This is a genomic window from Lysinibacillus sp. OF-1 (assembly GCF_028356935.1).
GTDB classification, from domain to species: Bacteria; Bacillota; Bacilli; order Bacillales_A; family Planococcaceae; genus Lysinibacillus; species Lysinibacillus fusiformis_D.
On sequence record NZ_CP102798.1, the window covers coordinates 2,781,686 to 2,801,142 of the forward strand.

15 protein-coding genes are annotated in these 19,457 nt (G+C 37.8%); 4 read left to right on the top strand and 11 right to left on the bottom strand.

From position 1 onward, the window contains the following. Nucleotides 1–43: 43 nt before the first annotated feature. From NV349_RS13520 to NV349_RS13530, 3 genes are read right to left on the bottom strand one after another with little or no spacing between them, the layout of a single operon-like run. Complete coding sequence (locus NV349_RS13520; protein ID WP_058844587.1) at nucleotides 44–796, bottom strand: alpha/beta fold hydrolase; 753 nt, start codon at nucleotides 794–796, stop codon at nucleotides 44–46. 20 nt (nucleotides 797–816) lie between these two features. Beyond that, the gene (locus NV349_RS13525) at nucleotides 817–2,055 is read right to left on the bottom strand and encodes a DNA polymerase IV (RefSeq protein ID WP_036119957.1); all 1,239 of its coding nucleotides are present in this window, start codon (nucleotides 2,053–2,055) and stop codon (nucleotides 817–819) included. 48 nt (nucleotides 2,056–2,103) lie between these two features. Next, nucleotides 2,104–3,501, bottom strand: coding sequence for an aminotransferase-like domain-containing protein (locus NV349_RS13530; protein ID WP_271910208.1), 1,398 nt, complete (start codon nucleotides 3,499–3,501; stop codon nucleotides 2,104–2,106). Nucleotides 3,502–3,629: 128 nt separating this feature from the next. Between NV349_RS13530 and NV349_RS13535 the strand changes: the two genes are divergently transcribed. Next, entirely contained in the window at nucleotides 3,630–4,793 is a 1,164-nt protein-coding gene (locus NV349_RS13535; protein ID WP_036119952.1) for an aminotransferase-like domain-containing protein, read from the top strand. Between the two features lie 100 nt (nucleotides 4,794–4,893). Here the strand turns inward: NV349_RS13535 and NV349_RS13540 are convergent, their stop codons facing one another. The 5 genes from NV349_RS13540 to bioD all read right to left on the bottom strand — a co-directional run bounded on the left by NV349_RS13540 (nucleotide 4,894) and on the right by bioD (nucleotide 9,027). Continuing rightward, nucleotides 4,894–5,016 (bottom strand): hypothetical protein, encoded by a 123-nt coding sequence (locus tag NV349_RS13540; RefSeq protein ID WP_255358819.1) that lies wholly within the window; start codon nucleotides 5,014–5,016, stop codon nucleotides 4,894–4,896. A 371-nt stretch (nucleotides 5,017–5,387) separates the two neighbouring features. Then, nucleotides 5,388–6,383 carry a biotin synthase BioB gene (gene bioB, locus NV349_RS13545; protein WP_036119950.1) on the bottom strand — a complete coding sequence of 332 codons (996 nt, stop codon included), beginning with the start codon at nucleotides 6,381–6,383 and terminating at the stop codon, nucleotides 5,388–5,390. Next, on the bottom strand, nucleotides 6,380–6,940 hold the full coding sequence (locus NV349_RS13550; protein ID WP_369802783.1) for a biotin transporter BioY: 561 nt from the start codon (nucleotides 6,938–6,940) through the stop codon (nucleotides 6,380–6,382). Before NV349_RS13550 ends, bioB begins: the two co-directional genes overlap by 4 nt. Nucleotides 6,941–6,965: 25 nt before the next feature. Further along, nucleotides 6,966–8,342 carry an adenosylmethionine--8-amino-7-oxononanoate transaminase gene (bioA, locus tag NV349_RS13555; protein WP_271910211.1) on the bottom strand — a complete coding sequence of 459 codons (1,377 nt, stop codon included), beginning with the start codon at nucleotides 8,340–8,342 and terminating at the stop codon, nucleotides 6,966–6,968. Further along, nucleotides 8,323–9,027 carry a dethiobiotin synthase gene (bioD, locus tag NV349_RS13560; RefSeq protein WP_271910213.1) on the bottom strand — a complete coding sequence of 235 codons (705 nt, stop codon included), beginning with the start codon at nucleotides 9,025–9,027 and terminating at the stop codon, nucleotides 8,323–8,325. Before bioD ends, bioA begins: the two co-directional genes overlap by 20 nt. Nucleotides 9,028–9,291: 264 nt before the next feature. On the opposite strand from bioD, the gene NV349_RS13565 reads away from it, so the two are divergent. Both NV349_RS13565 and NV349_RS13570 read left to right on the top strand, forming a co-directional pair. Further along, the gene (locus NV349_RS13565) at nucleotides 9,292–9,759 is read left to right on the top strand and encodes a hypothetical protein (protein WP_271910215.1); all 468 of its coding nucleotides are present in this window, start codon (nucleotides 9,292–9,294) and stop codon (nucleotides 9,757–9,759) included. Between the two features lie 305 nt (nucleotides 9,760–10,064). Next, nucleotides 10,065–10,754, top strand: coding sequence for a response regulator transcription factor (locus NV349_RS13570; protein WP_271910216.1), 690 nt, complete (start codon nucleotides 10,065–10,067; stop codon nucleotides 10,752–10,754). Between the two features lie 30 nt (nucleotides 10,755–10,784). Here NV349_RS13570 and NV349_RS13575 read toward each other — a convergent pair whose 3' ends face one another. The 3 genes from NV349_RS13575 to NV349_RS13585 all read right to left on the bottom strand — a co-directional run bounded on the left by NV349_RS13575 (nucleotide 10,785) and on the right by NV349_RS13585 (nucleotide 18,423). Beyond that, nucleotides 10,785–15,920, bottom strand: coding sequence for an ATP-binding protein (locus tag NV349_RS13575; protein ID WP_271910218.1), 5,136 nt, complete (start codon nucleotides 15,918–15,920; stop codon nucleotides 10,785–10,787). 481 nt (nucleotides 15,921–16,401) lie between these two features. Further along, nucleotides 16,402–17,430 carry a beta-carotene 15,15'-monooxygenase gene (locus tag NV349_RS13580; RefSeq protein ID WP_089934716.1) on the bottom strand — a complete coding sequence of 343 codons (1,029 nt, stop codon included), beginning with the start codon at nucleotides 17,428–17,430 and terminating at the stop codon, nucleotides 16,402–16,404. Nucleotides 17,431–17,529: 99 nt separating this feature from the next. Continuing rightward, on the bottom strand, nucleotides 17,530–18,423 hold the full coding sequence (locus tag NV349_RS13585; RefSeq protein ID WP_271910220.1) for an AraC family transcriptional regulator: 894 nt from the start codon (nucleotides 18,421–18,423) through the stop codon (nucleotides 17,530–17,532). Between the two features lie 107 nt (nucleotides 18,424–18,530). Here NV349_RS13585 and NV349_RS13590 point away from each other — a divergent pair, with 107 nt between their 5' ends. Further along, complete coding sequence (locus NV349_RS13590) at nucleotides 18,531–19,454, top strand: DMT family transporter (RefSeq protein WP_271910221.1); 924 nt, start codon at nucleotides 18,531–18,533, stop codon at nucleotides 19,452–19,454. Nucleotides 19,455–19,457: the final 3 nt, after the last annotated feature.

A 19,457-nucleotide genomic window follows, 5' to 3' on the forward strand; every position in this document is an offset into this window, starting at 1 on the left:
TGTCAACTCCATTATGAGTTTGAATATTCATAATGGAGCCTCCCTATTGAATCACTGTCCCCTCAGGTAGTTGACCATTCTTAATCCAATTTTCTACAAAATGGTTGAAAAATGCAGGTTGGGCTAATGATACTCCATGACCAATGTTGTGCAATATGACACCATGACTATTTGGATGACTTTGAACAAGAGCTTTAGCTGATTTTTTCATAATGCTTTTCTCTTTAGCTCCTACCGTTATTAAAATTTTCCCTTGGGCTTTATGAAAATCATGCGGGATGGAAAACAACATATTTTCTCTCAAAATTTGAATCAATGTCTCTACTTTCATCGTAGCACTCTCTTGATAATAGCGTTCAAAATCAAGATCATTGATGTATAGGGCTTTAGCTTGAAGTTTCGCAAATGTTTTATTTTTTATAAGTGGAAATGTCAGCCGAATGAACGGTTGAAGCATCCATTCCATAGCTGGAGAAGGTATTACAAGTGCACTATTGATAATGGTAAAATCGATTAAACTAGGCTTTATACTTAGCATTTGAATAGCGATTTGTGCTCCTAAAGAGAATCCAATCAGTATGACGGGCTTTCCAGTCGCCTTTTCTTCTAGAAGTTGGAGAAGCTCTCTGGCACTCTGCTCAATGGAGAATGCATCTTGTGACAACAGCTCTGGAACAACACAGTGATAATTAGAAAAATGCTGAACTTGTTGTTCCCACATCCAGCCACCGACTCCACCTCCATGAATAAACAGCATTAGAGGATTATGGACATCTCCATATGTTTTGTATCGCATGTATACACCTGCCTTCATTTTCAATCATGGTCATCTAAAAAATCCTTACTAAAGCTTGTTTGTGATTGATAGGATGAACGTTTCCCTAAATCTACACCACGTTTTATAACCCCCTTCCCAAAACGTCCCTCAATTTCATCCACGATTTTGAGAATAGGTTCATCTTTTACATGTTCTTGAAAATCAAATATCGATAATTGTTGCGAGTAATCCTTACGATCCACTACATTAGAAACCGTCACGCCTAAAAGCCTTACTGGAGACTCATCCCAATGCTTATCAAACAAGGCACAAGCAATGTCATAGATATCTTCAAAACGATAAAGAACATTAGACATTGTTTTTGATCGTGTGTGATTATGCCAACTTGCATCCCGTATTTGAATACTTACAGTGGAGCCCGCTAACCGTTTTGCCTCAAGTCGTTCAACCACCTTTTTACACAGACCTTCTATTGTTTTATGTAGTGCACGGACATCTGTTACATCTTCAGGTAAAGTTGTTGAATTTCCTACGCTTTTCGTATCAAAAACCGCTTCAGGATCGACCATACGTTGATCCACCCCATTAGCTCTTGCCCGCAGTCGCACACCATTCTTTCCTAAAATTTGCTTCATCCTAAACTCTTCCGTTTTCGCCAAATCACCAATCGTAAATATGCCATGTACATTTAATTTTTTGGCCGTACTAGCTCCAATTCCATGCATATCAACAACCTCTCGATGCCAAAGCTGCTGTTCAATATCCCGTATTCGTAGTACAGTAATTCCCAACGGTTTCTTCATATCAGAAGCTGTTTTTGCTAAAAATTTATTTGGTGCAATACCGATAGAGCAAGGTAAATCAAGCTCAGCTAAAATGCGCTCTTGTATTTCCTGGGCAATACTTAATGCATGTTGCTCCTTACTTAACGCTGTCACATCCATATAGCCCTCATCAATCGAAACAGGCTCCACTAAAGGAGTGTAGCTACGAAGAATGGTAAACATTTCTTTGGATGCTTGACGATATTTTTTAAAATCTGGAGGCAATAACAATAGTTCAGGACATTTACGCTTCGCTTCATGGACAGTCATTGTTGTATAAATGCCAAGCGCTCTTGCTTCATAGGAACAGGTTACTAAAATGCCACGTCGCTCTTTTGGGTTGCCCGCAATGGCGATTGGCTTCCCTTTTAAGCTTGGATCATGTGCTTGCTCTACCGAAGCATAGAAACTATTCATATCCACATGAAAAATAACACGCCCTTTATGCGTCATGTCCATCACCTCTTCTCTCTCTTAGCTTTATTATACGCTTGATGACCTTTAGTCAACAAATGCATAATCACCATTACTTTCTAGCAGATCCTTTAAAATAATTAAAGCTTGCTCCAGTTGAGCTTCTGGCGCTGCAATCGCTAAACGTACGGCATTCACTGGCTTTGTATTGCCTACAGCAAAACGTTCCGCTGCATAGACTTGTACGCCGGCTTTGGAGGCTAGCAATTCAAATTGAACTCCCGTAAATTTATCAGGCAAGTATAACCACCTAAAAATACATTCCTCCTCCCCTAAAATGTCGTAATCGCCTAAATATTTATTAACAAGCGCATTTTGCTGCTTCGCATATGCTCGATGCTTTTCTAAAATCGTTTGTGCCACGCCTTCATGAATCAATCTTGCTGCTAGTTCCAGCATGAGCGGTGACACTGAAATATTGATATTATAGAGCGTTTCCATTATTTTTTTCCTTAATGCTGAAGGTGTCACAAGGAAAGATAAGCGTAAACCTGGCGAGAGCGTCTTGGACAGGCTAGCGATATAAATAACCTTATCGGGTGCAAAAGAAGCAATGGGTGCAAGTGGCTGTTCTTTAAGAAAGCTATAAATCGCATCCTCAATCACAAGCAAATCCTTCTGCCTAGCCACTTCAGCAATCATTTTTCGTGTCTCCACCGACATCGTATGTGTCGTTGGATTATGAAAATCAGGGATCACATAGATTCCTTTAATATGCTCATTTTTACAGGCATATAGCAATCCTTCTCTGGTCATTTCTCCTTGACATTGTTGAATAGCTACAAGCTGTATACCTAACATATTGGCTGCTGTTTTAATACCAGCATAAGTAATGGGATCTGTCCCAATACGGTCGCCTGGCTGAAATAAAGCTGCCAGTGTGCCCACAATGGCATTTTGTCCCCCTGCACCGAGCAAAATAGGCTGATCTGTTTGAAAATTCACCAATTCGAATAGCTTCATCACGGCTTCATTTTGCCAAGCATTGCCCTCAGGCCGACCATACTGAAATAGCTTGCTAAAACTAGGCTCGTTCAACATCTTTTTCATAAAGCGTGCAATATCATCATTGACCAGGTTGTCTGGTAAAACAGAACCCATTTCAATCATAGATGTTGCATGATTGGCTGGCAGTAACATTTTATTGCTAGCCGCATCTGTGGAAACAAATGTCCCGCTGCCAATCGAGGCATAAATGAATCCTTTTTGTCCACACAGCTTAAAAGCTCGTGTAATGGTGCTTAAATTCACATCTAAAAAATCAGCTAATTCGCGTTGTGGAGGAAGTTTCGTTCCTGGCATTAGCTTTCCATCTTTTATGTCTTGTTCCAGTTGGTGCGCAATAGCTATATATAATGGGGCAGAAATATTGCGAATATCTGGCTTCCAACTCATTGGATACTCGTCAAATGAATTAATAGGCATTCACTAAGCCCTTCTTTCTCTTAATTTGCATACAATAGTTTAATTGTCTTGCATACAATGATAATATTGTATGCACACCATGACAATGATATAATTTTTAAAAAATCAGAAAAAAAGGACCGATCATTATGCAATATTCTGAAAGAATCTTAAAAACACCATCCTCATTTATTCGAAATATTTTGAAAGTAACAGATGCAGAGGATGTTATTTCCTTTGCAGGCGGACTTCCAAATCCCATTTCTTTCCCTATTGATGCGTTAAGAGCATCCGTAGATCATGCTATTACGGAAAATGGTAGCCGACTATTTCAATATTCTTCCACACAAGGTTATGCACCATTACGTGAGTACATTGCCGCAAAGTACCAACGCGTGCATGGACTTGATGTACAAGCTGAAGATGTCTTTATTACAACAGGCTCACAGCAAGCTCTTGAACTGATTAGTAAAGTACTCATCAATAAAGGCGATGGCATTATCATCGAAGAGCCTGGATACTTAGGAGCCATTCAAGCCTTTACATTAAGTGAGCCTACTTTCTATGGGGTAACACTTGAAAACGATGGTCTTAACTTAGAAGAGTTAGAACGTGCGCTACAACAACCAAATGTAAAATTCATTTATACGGTGCCTAACTTCCAAAACCCAACAGGGCTCACATACTCGAAAGAAAAGCGTGAGCAAATTTGCGAAATAGTGGCAAAATACGATGTTGCTTTAATTGAGGATGATCCATATGGAGAGTTACGTTTCCAAGGAGAGCCGCTTCCATATATCGGTGCTGGAAAATTAGATAATAGTATTTTACTAGGTTCTTTCTCTAAAACGGTCACACCTGGTATGCGACTTGGTTTTATCATTACAAAAAATAAAGAGCTTTTACAGCATATTGAAACAGCTAAGCAAGCGTCTGATCTGCATACAAATATTTTCTCGCAATATATCATCTACGATTATTTAGCAAGTAATGACTATTCGGAACATGTCAAAAAAATTATTACATTATATAAAAATCAATCCGAAGCGATGCTTGATGCGATGCAAGAGTTTTTCCCTGCCCATGTAGAATATACAAAACCTGAGGGAGGCATGTTCATCTGGGCAACAATGAAGGATGGTACATCAGCCCTTGATGTATTCCAGAAAGCGATGGAACAAAAGGTTGCCTTTGTGCCTGGAGATCCATTCTATACATCTAAAACGAATGTCAATACAATGCGTCTCAACTATACAAATGCAACACCTGAAGTCATCCGTGAGGGGATTAAACGTTTAGCAAGTATTTTATAAAAATAGCAACCGTATAAACGCTTTTCATAAGCGCTTATACGGTTTTTTGTTGTTCATAAAAAACAGCCCTCTATCAGGAGAGGGCTGTCTCAAAAGCAATTTATTTTGTATATGTTAACACTGCATTTTTCTTAAATTTTGCTAAAGCTTCTGTTGCCTCATTTTTGTTTGTATACTCAAAAATTCGGACATCCTTTTTATCAAATACTGTAATAACCCACATATAAAAAGCTCCCTTCTCCCATTATTTTTGTAATATAACAACCACCAAAATTTGTGAGACTACTTATCAACTGTTTTATAACAATTCCTTACTTGATTCTTATTTTACGCTGTTTTTTTCAAAAAGAAAGCTTTATGTGAAGTTCTTCACAAACTGTTCAATTTCAAAACGCTTTCATTGAACAATTTGTGAAAACCTTCATTTTATAGGTATAAAAACAGCCAGTGATATCAGATTTATCCATCATTTTTTTATTTCTATCCACTGTTTTTTGATGTTTATCCACCACTTTTTGATTTCTATCCACCTAAAGCAAAAAAACCGCACAGAAGCACGGTTTTGCTGTAGTAGTAGATTTTTCTTTCATAAGCTTAACAAAATGCTTTTTCTTGCTGTTGCGTTAATTCAATCTCGAAGCCTAGATCCTCCAACATACGATAATCACTATTTGCTTCTTGACCAGCTGTTGTTAAATAATCCCCTACAAAAATACTATTGGCTGCATAGAGACCAAGTGGCTGAAGTGAGCCTAGATTGATTTCTCGCCCTCCAGAAATGCGAATTTCCTTTGTCGGATTGATGTAACGGAATAATGCTAAAACCTTTAAACAGTAGCGAGGATTTAATTCCTTTGTTCCTTCCAGCTTTGTACCATCTATCGCGTTCAAAAAGTTTACAGGAATAGAATCAGCATCTAATTGATGAAGGGCACGTGCAATCTGGACAACATCCTCCTTCGTTTCCTTCATCCCAATAATGGCACCAGAGCAAGGTGAAATTCCATGCTTTTTCACTATCTCCACCGTATTAACACGATCCTCATACGTGTGGGAGGTTGTGATGAAGGCATGATGGCGCTCTGATGTATTTAAATTATGATTGTAGCGATCCACTCCAGCTGCCTTTAATTGCTGTGCCTGCTCTTCTTTTAATAAGCCTAGACAAGCACAAACCTTCAAGCCATACTTTTCTTTAATTTCCGCAACTGCCTCGCTCACTACATTGACATCCTTACGTGTTGGCCCTCGACCACTTGCAACAATACAATACGTCCCAATTTTATTGTCAAACGCTCGTTTAGCGCCAGCCAAAATTTCCTCTTTTGTAATAAAAGGATATTTTTCAATAGGAGCAGTTGATTTAGAAGATTGAGAGCAATAACCACAATCCTCAGGACAATAGCCACTTTTGGCATTCATAATCATATTCAGTTTTACTTTTTTACCGTAATAATGCTTCCGAATGACAAAAGCACCGTCCATTAGCTGTAATAGCTCATCATCCTCACTATTTAAGAGAGCAAGTGCCTCCTCATTGCTAATGATCTTGCCAGCAATTACTTCTTGTGCTAATTGGTAATAATTCATCCTATCTTCTCCCCCTCCACGTGTGAAATGTTCACAGTTCTTGCCGAATGAAATACTTTATACATTCTTTCTGCCAATAGGGCTGATGTTATTGCTAAGCAAACATCAGCGATAATACTACTGAAAAAGCCGATGACAAAAACATGTGACCAGCTTGATTTCATATCTAACCAGAAATTTAATGCTATATATAAATAAGGAATAGCCACCATATAAATAATGATAAGTCCTATAATCGTTGCTCCAATAAAATGCTTTTTCGTTGGGTTCTCTATTCTTTCAATGATGAACCCAATGACATAGGCAGCTAGGGCAAAGCCAATTAGATAACCAAATGTTGGCTGTAGGACATACGTAAAGCCACCGCCCTGTGTAAAAACAGGTAAGCCTACTAAGCCCACACCGATATAGACAAGCTGACTATAAAAACCATTCCGACTACCCAACAAACACCCTGCTAAAAATACAACAACAATTTGTAATGTAAACGGTACAACAGGCAATGGAATTTTAATAAACGCCCCAATCGCTGTTAGTGCTGCAAACATGGCGATCATGACAAGTGCTAATGTCTGATGTCGCTTAACCAACCTTAGCCCCCCTATCTTGGAAAAACTGTTCGATCGTTTCTTTCGTTGTTTGAATCATGAAGGACATTTCTTCTTCAGAAATAATATAGGGTGGCATAAAATATAAAACATTGCCAAGAGGTCTGATGAGTAGACCTTTTGCTAAAGCTCGCTGATAAATGTGATAGCCGATCCGTTCCTCACTAGCGAATGGTTCCTTTGTCTGTCGATTGGCGACAAGTTCAATAGCTCCCACTAAACCAACTTGTCGATACTCCCCCACATACGGAATATCATGAAAGGCTGCCATGGCTAATTCTCGCATTTGTTGTCCTTTGTGTTGAATCATCTCCATCACTTGCTCCTCTTCAAACATTGTTAACACTTCAAGTGCGACACGACAGGCCAAGGTATTGCCTGAATAACTATGTGAATGTAAAAATGCCTTCATCGTTCCATAGTCGTCATAAAAAGCGTTATAGATTTGATCGGTTGTTAAGACAACAGATAACGGTAAATAACCGCCTGTTAATCCCTTTGATAAACACATAAAATCTGGGGTGATGTCCGCTTGCTCACAGGCAAATAACGTACCTGTCCGACCAAAACCGACAGCAATCTCATCCGCGATGAAATGGACCTCATAGTGTGAACATAATGCTCGCAAGCGCTGCAAATAGATAGGTGGATACATTTTCATACCTGCTGCGGCCTGAATAAGCGGTTCAATAATAACGGCCGTAATTTCCTCATGATGTGCTTGAAGCTGTTCCTCTACAAATTGACTACATGGCGCTTGGCAGCTTGTTGGCTCTTCCTGAAATGGGCAACGGAAGCAATCTGGCCCTTTGGCACGAACAGTATCTAATAAAAGAGGTTGATATACTTCATTGTATAGCTCTACCCCTCCTACCGATAAAGCACCAATGGTTTCCCCATGATAGGCATCCGTCAAAGCGAGGAAGCGCTGTTTCGCTGGTTTTCCTGTCTGCATATGGTATTGAAAGCTCATTTTCAATGCCACCTCAATGGCAGATGAGCCATTATCTGCAAAAAAGACTTTATGTAATTCTTGAGGTGCTAAAGCTGCTAATTTTTCAGCTAAATTTATGGCTGGTTCATGTGTGAAATTAGCGAAAATTGTATGCTCTAATGTAAATGCTTGCTCACTTAAAGCTTGGCTAATTCGCGGATTGGCATGTCCAAATAAATTAACCCACCAAGAGGATACAGCATCCAAATAACGATGATTATGTTCGTCATAAAGCCACACACCTTGCCCTTTTTTTATGACGATTGGCGGAAATGCTTCGTAATCCTTCATCTGTGAGCACGGATGCCAAACATGTCGTAAATCTCTTGCCTGCAAGTCAGTTAATGCTTGATTCATAGTGAAAGAGCCTTTCAAACAAAGTAGTGTGTGTCATGGCATAATCCATTAGCTGTGACTTGTCCTTCAGCTGTGGAATAATGGCATAAGGTATAGGATAGTACTGTAAAATTGTTTGTATATTGTCTTGTTCTATACTGCTACCCGTGTCTCCATTAAAGACAATGCCAAGAATATCAATTTGACGAGCGCGCAATGCCTCCATCGTTAACAATGTGTGATTGATCGTCCCAAGTGATGTCCTTGTGACCAACACGACTGGCAGCTTGCTACTGACAATAACATCAAGCAGAGTCGTACCATTTGGAGCAGTGAAAGGAACAAAGAGCCCACCAGCCCCCTCGCATATCACGATATCGTAAGCATCTTGTAAAAATTGAATTTGCTGTAATAGCTCTTTGACATCAATTGACTGTCCCTCTAGCTTGGCAGCATAATGCGGTGATGCCGCTTCCTTCAATGAATAGCTATTAATATGCTCTTTTTGCAGCTTTTGTAAAGAATGCTTTTCATACATAGCTGTATCATGATAATAGCCATGCCCATTTTCGTATACCTCACCTGTTTGCACGGGCTTATAGGGTATGACTTGCAAACCCTGCCTTTGCAAATGACACATCAACATAGTAGTGACCATCGTTTTACCAACATCCGTATCTGTGCCTACAACCCAAAAATGTCGCATTGTTAACCTCCCCCTCTTTGTGTTAACTAATAACAATATAAAAGTTAACACATTTAATTTCATTTTGTAAATGCCTATTTGCATTTTCTAAGAAACTCGTTTTTAAAAAGGGAATTTTGCGATAATTTATGTAAAACTAAATCATTACCTCCTAAATCCTACTCGAGGCTACTTATTCATAAAATAAAAAGGATTGAAAATAACGCTGATATTGAAAGGAGTTTCATCTCATCTTGTAGTATTACACTGTATGGGGGTGGTTGTATGTTTGGCATTTTTAAAGAATCCGAGAAGATCATCGATACATATGAACAAGTGCATTCAATTTTAAAATCTTTACTGACCTATGAACTAAAAGAATTACCGACCCGTTATGAATTTTGGTATCGTGTGGCGATACGTCTTGAGGAGTTTCGCACATTACAGATGGAGCATCGAACTAAGATTTCGATGACCTCATCTGTTGGACGCTTTCATCAAACACAATATGAGACCATCACACAAAAATTAGCAAAGTTTGAGCGATTAGCTGATATCTATAAGCTATTTTGTATCGAAGAAGAACGAGCAGGATTAAATCATCGCCTTTATTTTCATCAAGAAGCTATTGCTGCTCTGTATAAGCATATACAACATAAGGAGCTTTACACGTATTGTGACGATGTTCAACAGCAATTTTGGGAGGCCGTCCGTGATGACATGCTAAATGCAATCGCACACCTCGATTCATGATGTTGGAGGAGGCTGGGGCAAAAAGAAAAAATGTTAGACCAAGATACAATCGGTCTGACATTTTTTTGATTTAGGAAGAAATATTTAACTCAATGAGGCAAAAAAATTATTATCTATTTTCACTATTTTTCAAAATAATCGAGTTCTGCCCCAGCCTCTTACTGTTTATTAGCCATAAACAGTCCTCCTTGATTGCTTTGCTCTATAGGATATGGCAGTGTTAAAATGACACAAGCGCTAAACCTTCTCTTTCCCATCCGAGATAAAAGTTGGTATATTTTATAATAGGAAGGAGATTTAGTGATATGGTGAACGAGAAGATTTTAATAGTAGAAGATGACATAGATATTATGGAAGTTTTATCGCTAACGCTAGTGAATGCTAACTATACAGTATTAAAGGCACCCTCCCTATCCACTGGTTGGCATCTCGTTGGCACGCAACAACCCGATTTAATCTTGTTAGATGTTAATTTACCGGATGGTACAGGCTTTGAGCTAGCCAAAAAAATCCGAGAAGTATCGGATGCCATTATCATCTTTGTGACCGTCAATCATTTAATTGAACAAAAGCTTGAAGGCTTTGAGGTTGGGGCAGACGATTATATAACAAAGCCATTTATTCCGAAAGAATTATTGGCACGTGTTCAAGCCAATTTAAAAAGAAGAATCCCATCTAAGCAAAATCATATTGTACATATTGATAATTTATCTATTCATTTTGACGAGAAAAACGTCTATAAAGATGGTCAGCTTCTAAACTTGTTCACAAAGGAAAAACTGCTCCTCTTTTTTCTAATGGAGCATGCGAATCAAGTGATTAGTGTTGACCAGCTCATTGACCATGTTTGGGGCTATGACGGTGTCACCGATTTGAAAACTGTCTCTGTCCATATTAGTACCCTTCGGCGCAAAATTGAAGATGTCCCCTCTAAACCAAAATGGATTCAAACGGTGAGAGGATTTGGCTATCAATTCGTCTATAAAAGAGAGTGATGAGCATTAAGATAAGGCTCATCACTCTTGTTAACTATTTACCAATACTTTCGCTAATGGTAATGTAAAGCTAAATATGCTTCCTTCATTTTCAATGCTTTCAACAAAAATTTCGCCATTATGCTGGTGCACAATTTGCTTACAAATGGCTAATCCGATCCCATGTGAATCGGGTTCATGGATATGGGTAGCTCGATAATAGCTATCAAAGATAAAAGGTAAATCCCTCTCAGCAATACCAACACCACTATCGGCTATCGAACAAATCAAATGCTTGTCCTCCACATGCATGGACAATTGAATACCACCACTTGATGTATATTTCATCGCATTAGTCATCATATTTTCAATCACCTGGTTGATTCTTGTCTCATCAATCAGTAGCTGTGCTTCCTGATGACCATAAAAGTGAGCACTATAGGTTAATCCTGACCGTGTGATGTCATCCTTATATCGATTTGCCATTTGTTGATATAATTCCTTTGCCTTTACCTCTGTATAAGAAAATTCTGCTCTACCCGCTTCTAGATTCGCTAAATCAAACAAGTCTTGAATTAAGCTGTTTAATGATAGTAGCCTTTCCTTACTTCTTAGTAAGTATTTCTCTTTAGCCGCTTCCTCCACGATAACGCCCTCAAGCATCAATTCTATATATCCTAAAGTAGAGGTTAGTGGGGAACGTAGCTCATGAGAAATACTATGCAAAAGTTTTTTGCGTTCCAGTTCATTTTTTTCTAAACGTTCATTCATTTTTTTCAAGTGCCGATTGGTTTCATCCAATTCCTTTGTACGTAGCTGTACTCGCTTTTCTAAATCCCCATATATTTTGGCATTTTCAAAAGATACGGCAATTTGAGCAGCTATGACTTTCAGAAGCTGGACATGAGATGGATGGAAGGCATTTGTCAGCAACGTATTCTCAAAATATAAAATCGAAATAATTTCATTTTGATGAACAATCGGTAAGCAAAGAATAGATTTCGCCGTTGAATAAGATAAAAGAGGATGCTGTGTCTTTTGAGCATTTTGAATAATCACATGTTCTTTGCTTTTAAGAACATAGCGTATAATAGACTGCATATTCGCACTAAAGTCCTCTATTTTTTGTTGCTCATACAGCGTAAAGGCATTTTCCGCAGCTTCTGCCTTTGCCAACACCAGTAGTTGCTGCTGCTGTTTATGAATAAAGTAACCACTATCTGCCCCTACATGCTTTAACAGGGAAAACAATATGTTATGCAGGAGATCCTCCATGCGAATGGCTGTTGCAAAAGATTGGGTCGTCTCAAATACAGTCATCATATCAAACGTGAGTGATTGTCTACGCTGACTTTCTGGTTGGCGATTTACTTGATAATCACTTTCCCATCTTCTAGCAATCGTTTCGGCTCCCCATGCTTGCATGCTTTGAATACCATTTAATATATAGTGTCTTGCTGTTTTCATTTGCTGTTTGGCGCGATAATAGTCTGCTGCTCGTTCATAAGCAAGTGCCACATCTTGGATAAAGCCATTCATTTTTGCTAATTGTATAGCTCGGTCATAATAGAGCTCAGCATCTTTTTCTTTGTTGTTGGAACGGTAATTTTCTGCCATTAATAAGATATAGAGATGCTCGTAATTGGCAGGAGAATAACTGGCCCATTTTTTAAATTTTTTTATGCTTTGCTGTATGTCAGATAGATATAAGTGTCGCTCTTGTGCTTCACCATTGAGGCGCTGCAGAAAATGAAATTGCCACATAGCCCGATAAAAATAATAAACGGTAGAAATCGGTAATGTATAGGTTTCTTTACTTAATTCCTTTAAGTCTATCAAAATCGCTTTTCCTTGCTTTTCATCGCCTAATAAAAAGGACATTTGTAAACGTACTGAATAATGCATGATTTTAATAGCAGGTTGATCCTGTATCGTAAAGGAGTACCCCCAATGTACAGGATGATGTGGATCGTGCAGAGCATTCATCCATCCTCCCATTTCAGCTAAAAAATCAATCGATAAAGTACTTGCATGTATGGAAAATTCATCTTGTTGTCGCCTAATTTCCTGCTGTAAATCTTGAATGGAAGCCCCCTGAATAAGTCGAATAACGACAATAAAACAAGAGGCTGAGGATACTAAATGATATAAGCCGAGCTCTTGGCTTTTTTGTTGAGCCTCGTTAATATATTGAATGCTGGCTTCATACGGCTCTGTCCAATGGCTGATAAACACCCCATACACATAATAAGTATGTCCTTTGATATAAATACTCTCTTGCGTATCGGCAACGGTGATGGCCAGTTTTCCAAAGCGAGCAGCTTCTTTTATATTACCAAATCCCGCATTTAAAAGCATGGCATAATTAATCAATACCATGGCACTTTTCGGTGTCGTACCATACTTCAACTGTAGGCGCATGCCTTTCATTAAAAGAATGCCCGTTAAGTTAGGATTTAACAGGAAAGCACTTGCCGTCATATTAATAATTAAATGAATTAATAGATCAATTTCCTTACTATTTGTTGCAGATTGTTGCAATAAATCCTGGTCAGACATATGTCGCAATGCTAATTTTAATAATAGATATTCTTTGAGAAGCTGTGATTTTTTAGGAGCTGCCGTAATTTTCAAATTTGCAACTTGTAACCCCGCCAAGCCTGCTTCTAGACCAATACTAGGATTATCAGATTCAATATATAATATCGTTTTTAAATTATTAATCATCAGCTTTTCTAACACTGTCTCTGAATGCTGCAAAGCTTCTGTTAAATGTATTTCAGAGCGTTCATAGTGCCCTGCAATATATTCACATTCTCCTAAGTTCGCATATAATTTAACAGACAGTTCTCTCCTAGTTATCCAATGATCCGGTGTTAATAGTTCTTTACTAGTTGTAAAAAATTTAAGCGCATTATCAAACAACCCTATTCTTTTAGCCTCTATTCCTAGTTGATAATTCCAGAGAGCCAACTTCTGTTTTTCTTCCCTCGTCAATAATTGCCGGCTGTAATTAAAATGCATAACCATTTCGTTTAAACGATCATGGTCTGCAATCGTTGGAGAATTCTCAGTTAGTAATTGGCCAATTTGATAATGCAGCTTGATGCGCTTTTGTAACGGAATTTCTTGATAGGCTACTTGCTGAATACGATCATGGACAAATTGGAATTTTGTCGAAAATGTATGCAAAATTCCTTCATGTTCAAATGTACTCGCCCATTTATAATGTGCATCTAACGGAATAATAAAACCATTTTCCACAAGTGTTTCTAAATATTTCAATAATGTTTGAGCAGGTAGGGAGACAAGCTTTAAGACATCACTAAATTCAAAACGCTGACCAAAACATGCGACAAGTCGTAAAATAGCATGGACATCGGTCGTTAAATTAGCCATTCTATTCTCAATGAAAGCAAATAGCTCGTTATTTAAACGAGATAAATTGAATTTCTGACGATTAAACTGCCACTCTTTTGTTGTCGTATTAAAATAAATCGTGTTATCTTGCTGGAGTGAACGGTACACTTCTTTTACAAAGAGTGGATTCCCTTTGGTCAAATTAAATAATTGTTTAGCAATGACCTGTATCGTTTGCGGCTGAGCATTGAAAGATGCCTCAAGCCATTGCTGCACATGTTGTTCCTGAAGAAGGGGTAAAGGAATATGGTGACAATTGGAAAAAACAGTGGTTCTTTGCTCACTTTTTTCCTCTGTGCTGTCCTCATTCACTCGGAATGTCCCAATCATCATAAAGTACCCCGCTCGTTGCTGCTCATAAATTTGTGCCATAATTTCAAGCGTACTCTGATTGGCCCAGTGCAAATCATCAACAAACCATACAACCGGTTTCTTTTGTATTGCAAATGTTAATAAAATTTTTTGAATAGATATAAACGTATAGGAATGGAGCTGTTTTGTATTTTGACGAACCTCCTTTTGAAAGCCTACTTCTTCCTTCACAAACCATTTGAGTTCAGGTAATAAATGAATAAGCTCATCTGTCACAACTAATTTGACTTCCTGGAATAATTTTTTCCATAATTGTACAGATTTTTCACCTTCCATATAAACCAATTTCAATAAATTTCTTAACGGATGAACCACAATGGTATAGTCATTTTCTAATTGTAATTGCTCATACTTCGTTGCAATAAAATAGCCCTTTGCCGCCGCAATTTCACCCTTCAGCTCTTGTACTAGCTTGGATTTTCCATATCCTGCTTGCCCTGAAATAGTGACCATTTTTTTATCACCTTTTGTGACCTGATAAAAGTGAGAGGAAAGCTCTGCAAATTGCTCTTCTCTGCCGTAAAGCTTAGTAGACAATCCCGAATTCAACTGTAAATCCTGTTGACCTAGTGGGAAGTCGTCAAGTGATTTATTTGCCGTAAGTCTATGTTGGATAAAGAGCAAATCCTCTTTCAAACCCATTGCACTTTGATAACGATCAACCGGATTTTTAGCTAAAAGCTTGTCAATAATCTTCCAAAGGAGAGGATGACAACTATTTTGAAGGTTCATCAAGGATTCTGGCTTTTTGGTTAAGATTTCGTAAATTAAATCTACAGCATCCTTTGCTTGAAAAGGTAATTGACCGCCCAATATTTCGTAAAAAATCATACCAAGTGCATATAAATCCGTACGATAATCCACATCTAAATGAAGTCTGCCCGTCTGTTCAGGTGCATAATAAGGTAACTGATCCCGTCTTTCATAGGGATTTTCAATTACAACTGGCGATTCTGCATCATATTTCGAACTAAACTCGGAGCTTAATAATTTTATTTTGAACGAATTTGGATTGATTAATATTTGATCAGGATGAAGGTGCAAATAAAGTAAATTACTTTGTTGCATTTTAATACAAATATTCACAAGCTCAATCGCTATTAGTAGAAATTGATGTAAAGAAATAAGGTTATTTCCGAGTTGCTTTAGGGGCACACCATTAAAATTTTCATAGATAATCGCATATTGTTTATCTATATAATCCATAGCAATCGGCTTCAATAGCCAAGGATTTTGCTCATTGGAAAACAAGGTAAATTCATATTGCAGTTTGGCTCTTGTCTCAGCAGAATTTTGATGAATACTTTTTACGAGTACCAGATTGTTAAATTTCTTCATATACATTCTTTGTAAGTGCCAATCTTGATTAGACTGCAAAAGGATACAATCATTCACAAACGAACCCCCTCTTCTATCTAGTTATACTACCTTCATTTGTTAATTAGAAATCCAACGAAACTAAATCACTATTTATATTTATATACATTTATGCCAAAAATCGAGGTTGTTTTTCAAGCACATTAAAATGAGGTATACAAGAATGTAAATCTTTAAGATACATCCAGAAATTGTATATTAGTGTATAAGCTTATTATACTATTTTTCTATTGAAGGTTCTTCACCTTTTATTCAATACTCAGAAAATTTCACAAAGCTCTATCTAGTTTGGACACGACCTTTACATTCCCTTTCCTCCTACTTTTGTATATGAAATACTATAAAAAACGAAGGTTAAAATTTGGTTAAATAATATTATTATTTTTACAGGCTATACATAAGCCATCTTTATAGAATGGAACATCTTACTTTTACAGACTTACTTTGAGCGATTCATAAAACGGGTGCACGCATATTAGGAGCACCCGTTTTAGGATAGTTATTTTGTTATTCCTTGTTCAAGCATTTGTCTAAACTCTTGTACTTGATCAACCTTGATGGCTACTTGATTATAGCGCTTTTTTATTCCTAGCATAAATGTCACTTCTACAGGCTCTTTCATTTTCAAAATGAATTGTGGGTAGGCTTCAGCAAAATCACGGGCTATAAAATCAATCGTATCTTTTGATAATTTTCCTTCTAGCTGCTCCTTATCTTCCACGATTGCTGCAATTTGAGCAAATGGAATGGCAGTTCGTTTCATTAGTCCAAGAGATAAATACAATGTATCATTTGTTACGTAAACAGGATTTAAACGAATGGCCTGCATATCTGCTAAAAAGAAAATCACTGAATACATATTAAAAAGGAGCAAAACAATGGAAAGTACTATTGATTTTTCGTGTAGCCACCAGTGAATACCAATCGTTTCAATGGCAATGCCATGAATAATCATGAGCTGAAAAGCGATGTAGCTCGAATTTTTATGTAAAGTTAAGCCCTGACGTTCTTGTCTTTTCCAACTTGCAAAACCATAATATAGCACTAGCATATCCGCACAAATCATCTGAATGATAGCATGCTTGGGTACATGATTTTCTACAGCTTTTGAAAATGAAAAGAGATCTGGCAATGAACTCCTACGCACTTCCATCAGGATTTGGGGCAAATATCGCACGAGTGTTGCTAGTACGACAATTTCTAATAAAATAATAACTGATTCCATCACAAAACCTGCCCATGTCACAGCCACAAATGGCTGAAGATGCTCCATGGGAATCATAAAGCGTGCGGCAATACAGCCTGATGCGGCTAATAAAATGGCGTGCTTGAACGAAAACCTTCCTTTATAAAGCATCCATAATACGGGCATCACCACAATAAAGTCGATCAATGACCCCATGACAACCCCATTCGTTTCGATTGGTAAAATGGATACACCCAATCCAGTGTTATAGAGTGTATAATTGCTGGCTAACACGATTAATAACAAGCCTAGCCATATATTTTGCTTACTTTTTAAAACCATCCTTCCCTATCCCCCTCCTTATTGCTAATTTTACTTTATTTCAAATGGTTAATTTTGTATATATTTTGAGTATAAAAGATGATCTTTTTCCAAACATGTTCAATTATTTTTCACACTTAGAAACTTTTTACGGTAAACATGTGGCGAGTAGCCAGTGTATTCTTTAAATTTTTCGATATAGTAACTGACCGTACTAAAACCTGTATCACCAGCTATTTCGGTTATAGATAGCTCACCATTCCGCAATAATTCTTTGCTTTTGCGCAGTCGGTATTGTAATAAATAGCTAAACGGCGTCATACCCACTATTTTCTTAAAAAAGCGACTGCATTCGGCGCGACTTATATAGACATGACTTGCTAAATCTTCTAACGTTACTTTTTGTTGATAATGTGCATGTAAAAAATCCAACATTACTTTTGCTCGTTCATGCTGTACGATGGAGGATTGATCCATCATTTCTTCTGTCAGCAAGGATTGAGTTAGCATCGATTCCCAAATGAATAGGAGCTCTCTCCAAAACTTTAATTCAAAAAATACGTCTTGTTCCCGCATCAATGCTGCAATCGATGCTATTTTCTGTGCTAACTCCCCCGTCAGCTTGACATAAGGCACTCGATTTTTTGTGATATAAGGCTCAACATATTTTGGGGCAAAGATACTGCCCTCATGACCAGCTATCAGCATTGGGTCCACATTGACACAATAAATCAAAGCTTGTTCAATTTCATAAGGCTTCGCTTCATGCAATACCGAGGCATTGATAAAGAGCCCCTCCCCTTGTTCTAAAATAAATGCATCTCCCCCTACTCGATACTGAGCTCGTCCACTTTTTAAATAAACAAATTGAATTTCCTTATGCCAATGGAGTGGTAGGAAATCCAACCTCTCTAATTGCATGACCGTTTCATACAAGGCAACGGGAAATTCTTTTGTCCCGTGCAGCGTTAATTCTTGTAAATCCTTTGCTATTTTAATATGCGTCAACGGCATCCTTAACACCTCAATATATTGATATTTTTATACGATTAAATCGATATTTATTTGCAATTCTCTCCTTTATAATCACCTTATATTGATAGTTTAGGAGATGTGAACAAATGAATCAAATCATCCAAAGAAATCGTACCATGGGCTTCCTACTTGTTATATTAGGGGCAAGTTTTTGGGGAATAGGTGGGACCGTTGCCCAAAAGTTATTCCAACAAGACGATATAGAAGTGGGCTGGCTTGTATCTAGTCGGCTACTTTTGGCTGGCCTACTGCTACTAGCTATTTATAAAATAACCTACCGTCATGACTCAATTTTTGTCATATGGCGCACGAAACAGAATGCTTTTAAACAAATTTTATTTAGTTTACTCGGCATGCTCGCTGTCCAATATACCTATATGATGTCTATCGCGATTGGTAATTCTGCAGTAGCCACCTTATTACAATATTTAGCACCGCTGTTTATCATGGCTTATTTTTTACTAACGAGGCAAAATCCATTGACAAAACAAGATGGGATTGCCGTCACACTTACACTTGTAGGAACATTTTTATTATTAACAAATGGCTCCGTTTCAACCTTATCAGTTCCTTTTATGGCTGTGCTGTGGGGCGTGTTATCAGGGCTTTCAGTTGCCTTTTATACTCTCTATGCGATTCCACTTTTGCAGCAATTTCATTCATTACTAGTTGTTGGCTGGTCAATGATTATCGGTGGGGCAGTAATGAGTATTTTCCATCCACCTTGGGCGATTGATGTATCAAATTGGACCTTTTCCACTGTTGCTTATTTTCTCTTTATCATTATTTTTGGCACAATGCTCGCTTTTTGGTTTTATATTGCTAGTTTGCACTATCTCTCCCCTAAGGAGTCAAGCTTACTAGGAAGCCTTGAACCATTAATGGCTGTTATTACGAGTGTCTGGTGGTTAAAAATTACCTTTGGGGGCTATCAGTTTATAGGCACATTACTCATTCTTCTTATGATTTTATACCTCACAGTCTTTCAGAAAAAACAGGTTGAAGCGTAACTT